The organism is Mycobacterium sp. URHB0021 (assembly GCF_054057895.1).
Map to the genome: position 1 here is coordinate 4532222 of NZ_JBSRZT010000002.1, position 13116 is coordinate 4545337.

A 13116-nucleotide genomic window follows, 5' to 3' on the forward strand; every position below is an offset into this window, starting at 1 on the left:
ATGCAGTTAGGAAGAGACTACGGTCACAGTACGAATCCGTGCAAGCTCCAAATCACAAAGCTCGAGGCAATCGGTTATGAGGCCCGCACCGCGGTGCTCAACGTCCAGTCCGTGGAGGGCCGCACGATCAAGTGGGTCGGCAACACCACCGTGTGCACCCCTGGCCGTTTGTTGTCCAGCCGGTGCAGCACCAGGTTCGCCGCACGGCGGGCTAAGTCGGCAACGTCACGGGCGATTACGGTTATCCCCGGGGTATGCAGAGCAAGCAGCGGTCCGTCGTCACCCGCCGCGAGCGCGATATCCTCGCCGACCCTCACCCCGCGCCTACGCAGCTCGCCGATGACCCCTGCGATGGCCGCGGTGTTTCCGTTGCCGATAACGATCGCGGTCGGCGGCCTTGGGTCATCCATCAGCTGTGCCACCGATTGGGAGCCGAACTCTTCGGAACCCCGGCCCGCCAAGGTGAACTCGGGCCGCAACACGCCGTGCTTGGCAAGCACGGCGCTCAGAGCCTGCACCCGTGACCTGCTCGGATACACCGAGAGGGCCCCGCTGATCACCCCGATCTGGCGATGTCCACGCTCGATCAGGTGCTCGGCGAGAAGACGGGCACCCATGCTGTGGTCACTGACCACGCCGCTGAAGTCGTGGGAGTCCATTTCACGGTCGAGCAGGACCACCGGGATCGGCAAGCCGGACAACGTCGCGACCAGTTCGGCGTTGGTGTCGTCGGAAAAAGCCGCTAATAGTGCATCCACGCGGCGCTGTTGCAGCAGCCGTACATTCTCGATGTCGTTGTCCGCCTGGCCATGTGAGTTGGCCAGGATGACGCCGTAACCCGCGCGCCGCAATTCGCTTTCAACCACGTCGATCATCTGAGCCACTACGGGATTCAGCACGTCGTTGACGATGATCCCGACCGTCTGTGTATAGCCGCGTCGCAGACCGGCAGCGACGAGATCGGGCTTGTAACCCACTTCCTGGACCGCGGCAAGCACTCGGTCGCGCAGATCCGGGCTCACGTTGGGGTGGCCACTGAGGACCCGCGTCACCGATGACGGCGCTACACCTGCCCGTGCGGCGACATCGCGAATCGTCGCCATTTCAGCTCCTTCCCCTATCGGGGGTGGTTGGCATCCCGGCGGTCACGTCAGCTTCGCACAGAGCAGCAGTGTGGGCAAAGCCAACACGACGACGATGAACAGGTAGGGAAGGTTTCGCTTGGCAACTTTGAATGCGTCCACCCCGAAGCGGCCGGCGAGGAAAACATTCAGCCCGCTTATCGGGCCGACTGCGGCGGCGGTGCCCCACGCGATCGTGCCGGCCATGGCGAACAGCGTCGGTTCGCTGATGATCGGGCCAAGTACCGCGGCGAGAGCCGCGATGGAAATCACTGGATGCACGCCGACGAGTGCAACGGCGGTCATTGCGACCACCGACAACCACGCGAACCATACGTTGTAATAACCCGCGGGGACAGTGAATCCGATGACGTCGACGAGCGCGGCCAGTCCGACCGACAACACACCGGCTGCAGTGAACAGCACGGCCTCGGAATGCATCGGGCGCAATCCCCGAACGATGTGTCCCCCCATGATGCGGGGCAGATGGCGCCTTCGCGTGGTTGCCAGCACAACCACCGGTACCACCAACGACACCAACAGCACGACCACCGCGAGTTTTATGGTCGGAACTGCTTGGTGGATGCCGATCACGATGATTCCCATGGTGATCGGGAGAACGAGCACCCGCGCCGAAAGCGGGTAGCCGTGGTAGGTGGCCAACCGCTTGCCGAAGGCAGGTACCGCCATCGTGATGCTGATCGTGAAGGCGACGAACGCCAGCAGGCTGCCGCAAATCAGCAACACGCCCGTGTCGGCGCCGATGGCATAGGTCAGCGCCGCCGCGCTGGCACCCCAGAAGGGCGACCAGAACGCGCCCGGCGAGAACGAGCGCGAGAGCAACAGGGCATCCGAGATGTGGAGTTTGCCTTTGTGCCGCAGCTGATCGCCAACCAGGGTGACGGCACTGATGTTGATCACCGATCCGAGGAGCTGGGTGACGATCGCGGTGCGCCAGACCGCGGGGACGCCGGTGAGCCTCGGGCGATGTATGCCATGGTCGCCAGTGATCAGCCGCACGAACGTGACGGCGGTCAGCATTCCCAGCAGCGTCTGGTTCAGTGTCAACAACTGCGTGAGGGAAGGCCGTGCGCCAAGCGCAAGCGCAACGCCGAGCGCCACGACGCCCGCTCCAATGAGGACCACGGCCAGCAGCCGCTGCATGTGGTGGATCTGGAAGATGCCAAGCGCGGTCGCCGCAACGGTCGCCGCGCCCGCGGCCGGGGCCAGTGCTGGGACGACAAGCGATATGGGTACCAGAATCATGTTGATGGCCAACGCGGTACCGAAGATGCCGTTCACCCAGTCCGAGGCGCCACGCCGCCCTTGCCTGCGGCGTGCCCGAACCGATTCCCGAGCTGATTCGTCCTCCCCGATCGTCTCAGCTCTCCAGCTGTGCAAGCACGGGCCGTAGAGACGACTTCTGTTCAAGGCCGATTCCCGGAACGTCGGGCAAGGTCATGTAGCCGTCCTGGACGTCATCGCCGTCGGCGAACCCGCCGAACGGTTCGAAGATTCCCGGATATGACTCGGATCCGCCCAGGCCGCAGCCTGCAGCGATGGCGAGGTTGAACTGGTGGCCACCGTGCGGAATGCAGCGCTTTGCCGACCAACCGTGCTTGTTCAGCATGGCGAGGGCGCGCTGGCATTGGCTTCAGCCCAGATCCGCTCGGGGTCAGGGTATCCGGTGGCCGGATCGATCAGCGCGCCGGGTTCGGCGGCCAGTATCCGCGCAATGACGCGGTGGGACAGGATGCCCGGCTGGGCGTAGCGGCCGTTCGAGTTGAAGCCGTAACCCACCACCGGCTTTCCGTCCCGCACCTCGTCGGTGTCGATGGCCAGCACGCTGACGTCTATCTTCGAGAAGCTGATGAACGCGTTGGCCATGTCACTGGTGATCGGCACGGTGATGTGCCGAACGTCGGTGACCTTCATCGCTAAGCCGGCACCCCCAGATCGACGCCCCCGGCGACCATCGCAGCTCGGATGTTCTCGCGCGCACCGTCTTCGAGCGCCATCAGCGGTGAGCGCACATAGGCCGACTGCAGGATGCCACGCTCGACGAGGCCGAGTTTCATCGCAGGCGTCGACTCGATGTGCGAGGTGCGATGGTAGACGGCCTTGGTGATGGGCAGCATCCGATCGTGCACCTTCTTGGCGGCGTCGTAGTCGTGCGCCTTGGCCTTGGTCAGCAGCTCAACCAGCAGCTCGGGGATGAGCGCGCCGTAACCGACCAGCGCGCCGTCGGACTCCCACATGGTGTGCATCAGGAACTCGTCCTGGCAGGTGAGGATCTGCAGCTCGGGGAAGTTCTCGCGCAGCACGGGCACCTCGGTGTCCCAGCGGATCATGTCCCTGGCGCCGTCCTTGAGCGCGAAGACACCGTCGAGTGCGCACAGTTCCAGCAGGAGCGGCAGGTTGAAGGTGGCCTTGGTGACGTTCGGGAACTGGAACGCCACCATCGGCAGCTGCGCCGCCGACCAAACCGCCTTATAGCGGTCCTGCACCGAACCCGGTTGGAAGCCGAACCGGGTGGCCGACGGCGGCGGGAAGATCAGCAGCGAGTCCGCACCCCCTGCGGCCGCGCGCTCGGCTTCGTACGCCGCGAGCCGGGTGCCGTCACCGATGACGCCCGCGACGACGTGCAGGTCAGCGAACTCGGCCTTCACGGTCTTGACGATCTCCGCGCGTTCATCGGCGGTCATCGTGCTGCCCTCGCCTGCGTGCGAGTTCAGCACTATGGCCACGACGCCTGGAATCGATTTCATCCATGACACGTAGGAGATCAAGCTGTCGAAATCAACTTCCCCCTGGTTATCGAAGGGGGTGACAATGGCAGGGGTGAGGCCACGTAGGTCGGCGGCGGGCATCTTCGCCTCTCTGACGATCCGGTTATGCACCCATTCAAGCAGCGTTAATCGCCTTAATGCAAGCGGTATCTCACGGTGAAGCCGCGGTTGAAGCGGTACCGGAGGGGCTGAGCAGCGCTCCGACCGTCGCGTGACACATGGCTATGCCGCCGAAATTGCGTCTAGACGAGGGCGCCGCGACGGTCGTAACGTTTGGAATCGATACGATCAGTGACGGGAGGTCTTGTGGCTTATTCCGACACCTACGACGTTGTGGTGGTGGGTGGCGGCGGCGCCGGCCTGGCTGCCGCAGTAGCGGCCGCCGAGCGTGGAGCATCGGTGGCTGTAGTCGAACGAAGCGATGAACTCGGCGGCACGACGGCGTACTCGGTGGGCTCGCTGACCGCGGCCGACACGCCCCTGCAGCGGCGCAAGGGCATCCGCGACACTCCCGAGGAGCTCGTCGAGGACATGTGGGCGTTCGACCCGACGCTGCTCGACGGCGACGCTCCTGCGCTTCGACGGCTGTACGCGGTCGAGTCCGCACGCACCTATGACTGGCTGGTCGAACGCGGTGTGGTGTTCTCCGGCCCATATCCCGAGCCGCCGCACCGGGTGCCGAGGATGCACAACGTCATCCCGAACTCGCGGTCGTACATCGCCAGGTTGGCCTCCGCAGCGCGACGGGCCGGTGTCGAGGTGATGCTGCGTACCGAAGCGGTGCGTCTCGTGCTCGACGACGATCGGGTCAGCGGCCTGGAGATCACCGGATCGGGCGGGCGACGCCGGCTCTCGGCGCGCCGCGGCGTCATCCTCGCCAGCGGCGACTTCAGTGCGAACGAGACCATGCGCAAGGAGTATCTGCCCGAGGCTGCGCACGAGGCGATCCCGATTAACAACGGCGCACTGGGACTCGGCCATCAGCTCGCCGCCGGAGTCGGGGCCGAGCTGTTGCAGATGGACCAGCTGTTCGGGCCACAGCTGCGCTTCCCTCCCCCGCCCAAAGCCGGCTTCATCGAGCGGCTTCCGCTATGGCGGTGGTTGTGCTGGCTGGAAGGGGTTGTGGTGCGCAACCTTCCGCCGGCGGCGCTGCGCCCGGTGGTCAAATCGCTTCTGGTGTCGCACATGTCGCCGAGCGACGCGGTGTTCGCCCAGGGCGCGATACTGGTCGACAGCTCCGGCACTCGATTCGGAAACGAGCAAGCACCCGCCGACGGGTTGTCGCGACAGCCCGACCGGCGCGGCTTCATCGTGCTCGACGAGTCCGTCGCCGCCCGCTTCGAACATGAACCCAACTACATCTCGACCGCCCCCGGTATCGCGTTCGCGTATTTCTCGGACTACGCGCGTGGGCGGCCGGACTTGATCACCCGTGCGCCCGATGAGGCCGCACTGGCCGCCGCGATCGGTGTCGACCCCGACAGTCTGACCAAGGCGGTGGCCGCGTCGACCCTTCGTTCGCCGCTCATCGCGATGGGACCGGTGTTCAGCATGCTCACGGTCACCGAGGGCGCCGTCGCCGTCGACACCGACCTGCGGGTGCTGCGCCCCGACGGCTCGCCGATCGCCGGACTGCGCGCGGTCGGCGGCGTTGGCCAGGGCGGAATGCTGCTCAAGGGGCACGGCCATCACATCGGCTGGGCGATGACGTCTGGTCGCCTGGCCGGTCAGTCGGCCACCAGCAACCTCCGCAGATCCGATGAGAGCAGGAGCGTATGACCGCCGCGCACGAAATGACCGACCAGCAGCTCGAATTCCTCAAGTCAGTCGACAGCCCGACCATCGCCAATGCCATCGAACGGTTCAAGGTGCGGCCTCTCGCCGACGGCTTCATCGGTGGCCACGTGCAGTGCACCTTCCCCGAACTCGGTCCGATGGTCGGTCGCGCGCTGACTGTGACCATGCGCAACCCGGGCGATCGCGCCGCCTTCCGCGAGGGCTACTGGCGGTTGTGGGAAGAACTCGACGCGATGGCCGGTCCCGTGGTGTTGATGATCGCCGACCAAAGCGGCGCGCCGCAGCGGGTGGCCTACGCAGGCGAGATCATGAGCAGGCTGGCGCTCCGACTCGGCGCGGTCGGCATGGTCACCGACGGGGCGCTACGCGACCTCGCCGAAGTGCGGGCGCTGGGCTTCCACTACTTCATGCGGTATCCGGTGGTGTCGCATGCGAATTTCGAGATCGCCACGGTAGGTGACCCGATCGAACTCGACGGGCAGCGCGTGGTGACAGGCGATCTGGTGCACGGCGATTCGAACGGAATTGTCCTGATTCCGTGGGAGATTCTCGCCGACCTACCCGGCGCCGTCGAGCAGGTCCGCACCGCCGAAGCAGGAGACATGGCCTACATCGATGGCAAGGACTTCACGCTCGACGGGCTCAAGGACCGAAAAGGCTACGGCTCAGGCCATTAATCGTCGTCGACCCACTGAAGGAGACGCGCCATGACCGTGATGCGCTGGGGAATCATCGGCGTGGGCGATGTCACAGAGGTCAAGAGCGGGCCCGCTTTCCAGCAGGTGCCGGGCTCGGAGCTGGTGGCGGTGATGCGGCGTACCGCGGATCTGGCGCAGGATTATGCACACCGCCATGGTGTGCCGCGCTGGCACACTGACGCCGACGAGATCCTGGGCGCCGACGACATCGATGCGGTGTACATCGCCACCCATCCCAACACCCACGCCCACTACACACATCGCGCGGCGGTGGCCGGGAAGGCTGTCTTCGTTGAGAAGCCAATGGCGATCAACGCCGACGAGTGCCGGTCGATGGTCGACGCCTGCGACACGGCCGGGGTTCCGTTATGGGTTGCGTACTACCGCCGCGCTCTCCCGCGGTTCGAGCACGTGCGCCAGCTGCTCGCCGACGGCGCCATCGGTGAGGTGCGTGCCGTGAACTCGGTCCGCTGCCAACCACCGAGACTGCAGTCCTGGCAGAATGTTCCGGGGCTGTCAGGCGGCGGGTGGTTCTTCGATGCGGCCTGTCACACGCTGGACTGGCTGGATCACCTTTTCGGTCCCCTGCACGATGTGCGGGGCCGCGCGGTGTCGCACGGCGGAGGGGTGGAAGACACCGTCGCGATCAGCTACACGGCAGGTGACGGCATCGTCGGCTCGGGCACCTGGTGCTTCGACTCGGGCGTCAACACCGACAGCACGACGGTCATCGGCACGAAAGGTACCGTGTCCGTGTCTGTTTCAGCGCCCATCGACGTCCATTTGGTCCGCGGTGACTCCCATGAAGGGATCGCACTGGCTGATCCACCGCATGTCCATGCGCCGTTGCTGAAGACGATCGTCGACGAATGGAACGGCACAGGCCGCTGCACGAGCACGGGCGTCACCGCCAGCCGCACCGCGGTCGTCATGGACACCGTGCTGTCCGACGCTTTGGTCGTGCGACTCGGGGCAACAGCGTCGAGATCGATGTAGTCGACCGCGATGGCGTGAGGATCTGCATTCCGACAAGGGCCCAGACAAAGTTCGATGCAGCGCTCGGCCAGGCTTGGTAGACGAGACTAGCCCGCCGAGCACGCCACCGACCACATTCAGCAAGGCATAGCGCCGTGAATTCCCCTGTAGCCGGCCTCATGCGCATGTTGGCAACGCTGACCTCCGGATGGAATTGCACGCCCCACGAGCGGGAACCCACCCCAAACGCCTGGTGAGGGTACTGATCGGACTGCGCCAGGCAGCACGCCGATGGCGACAACGCCTCGATGGGCATCTCCGTGTAGCACACCGACCGGAAAGGGGTCGGGCAGTCCGCCGACCAAGGAGTCATCTCTGGCTGCGTCCAGCCGACGAATCGAGATCAGCCTGCCTTCAATGCCGCGTTGGCCGACTGGTCAACGTGTGTAACTGCTCGGAAAACGATTGGACCCGACACGGGGAGCTTGTCGACGGTCATAAAGCTTTGCGTATTCGCAGTGAGATGGCATCGCGGCCCCGCCCATGCGAGAAATGGTCTCTCATGTGGTCAGTGAGGCTGGCTTCACCCGAAGCCAGCCCCGCAGCAACACTTTGCGGACTTTGCCCATGTAATGCGGGGAAGAGGTTCGACGCATTCCAGCCGGGTGGGTAAGTACGAGTCCGTCATGCCTAGCCCGCCGCGCTCCTGCAACTACATGCTCACGGCGATCCGCCAAGTACTTAGCCGGCTCGTCGCCGAAGGTGTACTCGTCAGAAACGTTGCTCTGCTCGTAGCCCGGGTATCCGGCAAGGCTCGGAAGGCGCAGACATTCACAGCCACCGAAGTCACCGCTGTGCTGCAAGGAATTGCCCAGGACCGAAACCATCATGCATGGCGCCAGTTATTGCCCCCAAGGCGCCGCGGAGGTCCGGGCAGCCGGATTACAGCAGGCCGAGTTCGCGTGCCTGCTTGACCGCCGCGTTGCGGTCCTCGACGCCGAGTTTGCGGTACAGGGCGCGCTGGTGGGTTTTGACCGTGTTCAGCGAGACGTAGAGCCGTTGGCCGATCTCACGGCGCGATAACCGGGTGACCAGCAACCCAAGGACCTCGAGCTCCTTGGCCGTGAGTTCCTCACCAAGGGCGCGCGCCTGGGTGCGCGCAGTCACGTCGACGCCCGCGCCGCGCTGTGACGCGGTGAGCATCCTGCCGACGATGCCGGCATCGGTGCAGCGCCGCAACAGCATGACCGCCTCGTTGCGGCTCGCGGCCGCCGTGGCGTGTTCACCGAGGTGTCCGAGGATCTCGGCACGCGCCACCAGCGCGTTGGCCACCTCCAGGACTCCAGCACCCTTGCGGGCCAACACAACCGCCATGTCGGCGGCGGCGGCTGCTGCGGCCGCATCACCGCGCATGTCGAGAACTCTGGCCGCGGCAAGAGCGACCATCACGTCCACGAAGTGCTCCCCGTCAGCCAAATCCCTGCCACCCCCGGTCGCGCAACGGATCAGATCCTCAGCCTGGCCCAGCTGACCCTGGTAGGCCGAGATCATCGCCAGATAACCCAACGCATAACGGCGGGCGAGGTGGCAGCCGGCATCCTCGGCCAGCCATACCGCCGACCGGAAGGCGCCCTGGGCCTGGTCGACGTCACCCGAGAAGTACAGCGCAGACCCATGAACACAGTAAGCGGCCGACTGGGCCTGCAGTGCGTCGTTGAAGTCGAGGGTCATTGCGCGGCGAGCCGCCTCGAGCGCCGCGTCGAGGTCCCCGGTCTTGAACGCGTGGACCTCACGCAGGGCGACAAGTTGAGCGTCGAGGCTGCCATGATCGAGGGTGTCGGCCGCAGGCCCGGCTTCGACGGCCTCGATCCACATGAGCGCGTCATCGAACTGGCCAACATTCAACGCGATCCAGGCCCGCGCCGCGCTCAGTCGCGGATCCTGTCGAACAGACTCGTCGGGAAGCAGATCGAGCCAGCCCGAGACGGTCGACAGGCCGCCACCGTTGAATTCGTTGACCCAGTCCGCGGCGATCAGATCAGCACTTGCCGCGATGTCGCCGGCAGCGACCAGGTGGCGCACCGCCTCATCAACAAGGCCCTCGGTCTCGAACCACGCCGCAGCTCGTCGATGCAGAACCGCGACGAGATCGGGCTCGCTGCGATGCAGCTCGGCCCGCAGCAACTCGCCGAACAGATGGTGATACCGATACCAGCGACGCGACATGTCCAGTGGCACCACAAACAGGTTCTCGTGCTCGATGGTCTCCAGGACCGAGGCCGAGCCAGACGTTTGCAGCATCGCGTCGCACAGTGCACCGCTGAGGCGTCCCAAGACCGATGTGCGCAGTAGGAAACTGCGCATCTGCGCTGACTGACTGTCGAGCACCTCGGCCATCAAATAGTCGACGATATGACGATTGTCGCCGGCGAAGGTCCTGATGAATGCGGCGGCATCACGGCGTCCGGCAAGCGAGAGCGCGGCAAGGTAGAGGCCGGCGGCCCACCCTTCGGTGCGTCGGTGCAACAGTTGAACATCTGCCTCAGTCAAGTCCAGTCCGAGCACATCGTTCAGCAGATGGCCCGCCTCAATAACCTCGAAACGTAAATCGTCGCTTCGCATCTCGGCGAGATCGCCGGCGGCCCGCAGCCGAGCCAACGGCAACATCGGATCCGAGCGGGTGGCCAACACCAACCGAAGATTCGCCGGCATCCGGCCGATAACGAATGCCATCTGCTCATGAACCGCTCGATTTGCCACCCGGTGGTAGTCGTCGAGAATGAGCACCATCGGACTCTCGATTGTGTCCAGATCATTGAGCAGGGTAGGCAGAACGACCTGCACCGGGTCGGCGCCCATCGTCAGGAGTTCGACCGCGCGAGTCCCCACTTCGGGACTGAGCTTCTGCAGCGCGGCGATCACGTACATCCAAAACCACACCGGGTCATTGTCGGAATGATCAAGTGACAGCCAGCCAAACCGCTGGTCCTCGCTCGCACCCGAAGCCCACTGCGCCAGTAGTGTCGTCTTGCCCCAGCCCGCGGGCGCACTCAGTAGCGTCAGCTTGCGCCGTCGTCCCGCTGATAGTGCGTCGAGCAGGGCACCCCGGTGAACGAGCTGGCCCCCGATCGCCGGGACGTGCAGTTTGGTGGCCAGCACAACTGCTCGCTCAGCGCCGTCTGCGACACCGTTGACGCTACCTCCAGCTGAGCCCATCACATCCGCACTCCGCGAATCACTTGAATCCAGCCTCCGGGCGGCAACCCTCGGCGTTGACACACCCTGGATGGGCGCCGGCTTCTCGGCATCCCCGCTGTTGCCTGCAGATCCGCCCGGGTCCATTCGCGGTGACCGCGGTAGCCCAATTGCATCGGATGCATTCTGCGGGATTACCGCAGACCCGCGCTGGCGGTACCCGTTTGGCGTACTCATGGTCGTCGGGACACCAACGCGTACCCACCGACGCCGAACACCACCGGCATCATCATCAACATTCCCAACACTATGCTCATCATCGTTTTCTCAATTCCTCTGTGACGTTGCGCTGGCCTCTGCGACCTATCACACCGCCGCGGGCAGAAAGTGAACGTCTCAACATGAGGTGAAAGAGCGTCTCAAAGTAAGACACCGGCCGGCCCGCTGAACCGTGTCATCGTCTTCCCGCTTGGCCGTTGGCTTGGATCGGGGGGATTGGTGCCCAACGTGGCAGCGCGCCCATTACGCACCAAACTAAACGTCGCCCTCGGTTACCTGCATTCGAACAAGACGACATCGACGACTAGGTCAGCTGACCTTCCACGAATTGAGCGATGCCGTTGCCGAATGACCAGTCTTCACGGCTGTTTTCGACAACCGATACGATTAAATCGGACGGCTTCAGACCTGTTTCTCCCTGCAGCCGCTCGGCCAGAGCCTTGTATGCGGCCCGTTTGTGGTGCAGTGTGCGGCCCTGCTGAAGGATCTGCACGATGACGATGTCATCGGTGCGCTCGAATCCAAGGCCGGTGTCTTCCGCGATGATCTGGCCGCGTTTATGCTCGGTAATGATCTGATAGCGGTCGCGGTCGGGAGCATCGAAGTACTCGCGCATGACGTGTTGGATTGAATCAGCCAGGAGCGTGAGTTGTGCTGGTGTTCGTCGAGACTCGGTGACGTGGATGTGGACGAGGGGCACTGGTGGTTTCTTTCTGACCGGGCACCAACGGTGCCGGTGCGCCGAGTTTCGCTAGTTGTTTTGTGGGAAGCCGAGTTCGATTACGCCGTGGCTGGGGTCGGGCCAGCGGGCGGTGATGGCTTTGGCTCGGGTGAAGAAGTGCACGCCTTCGGTGCCGTCGGGCGTGGGGTGTCGCCGAACAGGGAGGATTTCCGGCCGCCGAAGCTGTAGTAGGCCATGGGCACGGGGATGGACGCGGGGATGCCGACAATGCCGACCTCGACTTCGTTTTGGAAGCGCCGCGCCGCATCACCGTCATTGGTGAAGATGGCGGTGCCGTTGCCGTAGGGGTTGGTGTTGATCAGCGTGCGTTGTCATTCAGTACCTTCCGGGTAGCCGTCGTGTGCCTGTCGGCCGGTATCCGGCCTAAACCAAGCGTGGCCGCCCGCAGTCGTGCGCACAATGCGTCATTTCGCGAGTCAGCCTTCGTTTAAACTGAAGGCTGATGCGCTTGTGGCGGTGTGAGTACCGTGACGCTATGGCCTACGGCCTCACGATTTGGAGCTGTTTTGCATGTGGTCGACCAGGGCAGCATCACCCAAGGCGCCGAGCGCGCGCATCTGTCGTTGGCATCGGCCAGCGCCAGGATCACAGCGATGGAGAAGGCTCTCGGGGCAAAATTGCTGGAGCGTCACCGGCGGGGTGTGGTGCCGTCCCCGACCCGGTGTCACTTAGAGCGATTCTGTCGCAGTGTGTCCCAAACACATCCGTATGACCGACGGGGCGAGCCAGAATGGGGACGGTCGCGACCGCATGAGTGCTGGAGCGTCAACGACCACCCGCCGACATCTCCGTCTCACCTGCTGCAGAAGTCGTGTGGCTGACTTCTTCATTGGGTGTCGTTGTAGCGCAATCCCTTTGGGCCAGGAGGATTTTGGGTCGCGCGAGGCCAGCAACGCCTGCAGCGATACGTCAGCGACGTATAGACGCATGTGATGAGATCACGCTGATCGCCCAAATCTGCTCGCGGCCAGCTGGTGCCGTGCGATGAACGATCCGCGATATGCGCTCTACCGCTGGTGACAGATGTCACCGGGCAAATTGAAAGCCAGACGGCCATGTTCGCGTTGAACCAAACGTACGGTCATTTATTCGCGACGCTTCACCCTCTGAGGGTGCACGCCGCCCAACGAGGAGGCACAGATGAGACTGCGCTTGATTGCGCCGCTCGCCATGGTCGCCGCGGCGTCAGCACTCGGGATAGTTCCGGTCGCCGGGGCCGTCCAGATACCGACGAGCCAGTGCACCGATACCGGTAACGCTACGGTGTGCCAGTCACCCGGTAACGCACAGATCGTCAGCTCGCCGCCGCCGACCCACTATGATTCACAGAACCCGTTCCTCGGCCCGTTCGGCAACATCCTGATCTTCCACCACCGCGGAGCGCACCGCTGAGCCGTTAGGGACGCGCGTCGCAGTCCTGTAGGCGCAACGCTGGTGGGCTCGCGCGTTGCGGTACCACGAGCGATCCCGATCGGGCATCTGCGTCTGCCGCTCAGCGGCCGGTTCACCTCGCCGCGGCT

12 protein-coding genes and 1 pseudogene are annotated in these 13116 nt (G+C 64.4%); 5 read left to right on the forward strand and 8 right to left on the reverse strand.

The features are described from left to right. Positions 1 to 74 precede the first annotated feature (74 nt). The 5 genes from ACVWWN_RS24640 to ACVWWN_RS24660 form a co-directional block, all read right to left on the reverse strand. Positions 75 to 1103, reverse strand: coding sequence for a LacI family DNA-binding transcriptional regulator (locus tag ACVWWN_RS24640; RefSeq protein ID WP_457146188.1), 1029 nt, complete (start codon positions 1101 to 1103; stop codon positions 75 to 77). Positions 1104 to 1145: 42 nt separating this feature from the next. Next, positions 1146 to 2423: a hypothetical protein gene (locus ACVWWN_RS24645; RefSeq protein ID WP_457146189.1), complete on the reverse strand. Its 1278-nt coding sequence runs from the start codon at positions 2421 to 2423 to the stop codon at positions 1146 to 1148. 79 nt (positions 2424 to 2502) lie between these two features. Further along, positions 2503 to 2751, reverse strand: a complete 249-nt coding sequence (locus ACVWWN_RS24650; RefSeq protein WP_457146190.1) for a hypothetical protein — start codon at positions 2749 to 2751, stop codon at positions 2503 to 2505. Continuing rightward, positions 2745 to 3056: a hypothetical protein gene (locus ACVWWN_RS24655; protein WP_457146191.1), complete on the reverse strand. Its 312-nt coding sequence runs from the start codon at positions 3054 to 3056 to the stop codon at positions 2745 to 2747. The genes ACVWWN_RS24650 and ACVWWN_RS24655 overlap by 7 nt, the downstream gene beginning before the upstream one ends. Positions 3057 to 3058: 2 nt before the next feature. Then, complete coding sequence (locus tag ACVWWN_RS24660; RefSeq protein ID WP_457146192.1) at positions 3059 to 3991, reverse strand: dihydrodipicolinate synthase family protein; 933 nt, start codon at positions 3989 to 3991, stop codon at positions 3059 to 3061. A gap of 225 nt (positions 3992 to 4216) precedes the next feature. Between ACVWWN_RS24660 and ACVWWN_RS24665 the strand changes: the two genes are divergently transcribed. Genes ACVWWN_RS24665 through ACVWWN_RS24675 form a run of 3 tightly spaced genes read left to right on the forward strand, consistent with a single transcriptional unit; the run spans position 4217 to position 7401 of the window. Next, positions 4217 to 5689, forward strand: coding sequence for an FAD-dependent oxidoreductase (locus ACVWWN_RS24665; protein ID WP_457146193.1), 1473 nt, complete (start codon positions 4217 to 4219; stop codon positions 5687 to 5689). Further along, positions 5686 to 6384: an RraA family protein gene (locus ACVWWN_RS24670; protein WP_457146194.1), complete on the forward strand. Its 699-nt coding sequence runs from the start codon at positions 5686 to 5688 to the stop codon at positions 6382 to 6384. Before ACVWWN_RS24665 ends, ACVWWN_RS24670 begins: the two co-directional genes overlap by 4 nt. 30 nt (positions 6385 to 6414) lie before the next feature. Beyond that, entirely contained in the window at positions 6415 to 7401 is a 987-nt protein-coding gene (locus ACVWWN_RS24675) for a Gfo/Idh/MocA family protein (RefSeq protein WP_457146195.1), read from the forward strand. Positions 7402 to 8322: 921 nt separating this feature from the next. Here ACVWWN_RS24675 and ACVWWN_RS24680 read toward each other — a convergent pair. From ACVWWN_RS24680 to ACVWWN_RS24690, 3 genes and pseudogenes are all read right to left on the reverse strand, one after another. Beyond that, positions 8323 to 10596 (reverse strand): LuxR C-terminal-related transcriptional regulator, encoded by a 2274-nt coding sequence (locus ACVWWN_RS24680; RefSeq protein ID WP_457146196.1) that lies wholly within the window; start codon positions 10594 to 10596, stop codon positions 8323 to 8325. A gap of 562 nt (positions 10597 to 11158) precedes the next feature. Beyond that, a complete protein-coding gene (locus ACVWWN_RS24685) occupies positions 11159 to 11554 on the reverse strand; it encodes a tautomerase family protein (RefSeq protein ID WP_457146197.1) in 396 nt (131 codons plus the stop codon). A gap of 51 nt (positions 11555 to 11605) precedes the next feature. Beyond that, positions 11606 to 11898 (reverse strand): annotated as a pseudogene (locus tag ACVWWN_RS24690) (aldehyde dehydrogenase family protein); the annotation flags it as partial. 210 nt (positions 11899 to 12108) lie between these two features. Here ACVWWN_RS24690 and ACVWWN_RS24695 point away from each other — a divergent pair. After that, positions 12109 to 12417, forward strand: a complete 309-nt coding sequence (locus ACVWWN_RS24695; RefSeq protein WP_457149261.1) for a helix-turn-helix domain-containing protein — start codon at positions 12109 to 12111, stop codon at positions 12415 to 12417. 319 nt (positions 12418 to 12736) lie between these two features. Then, positions 12737 to 12988, forward strand: a complete 252-nt coding sequence (locus ACVWWN_RS24700) for a hypothetical protein (RefSeq protein ID WP_457146198.1) — start codon at positions 12737 to 12739, stop codon at positions 12986 to 12988. Positions 12989 to 13116: the final 128 nt, after the last annotated feature.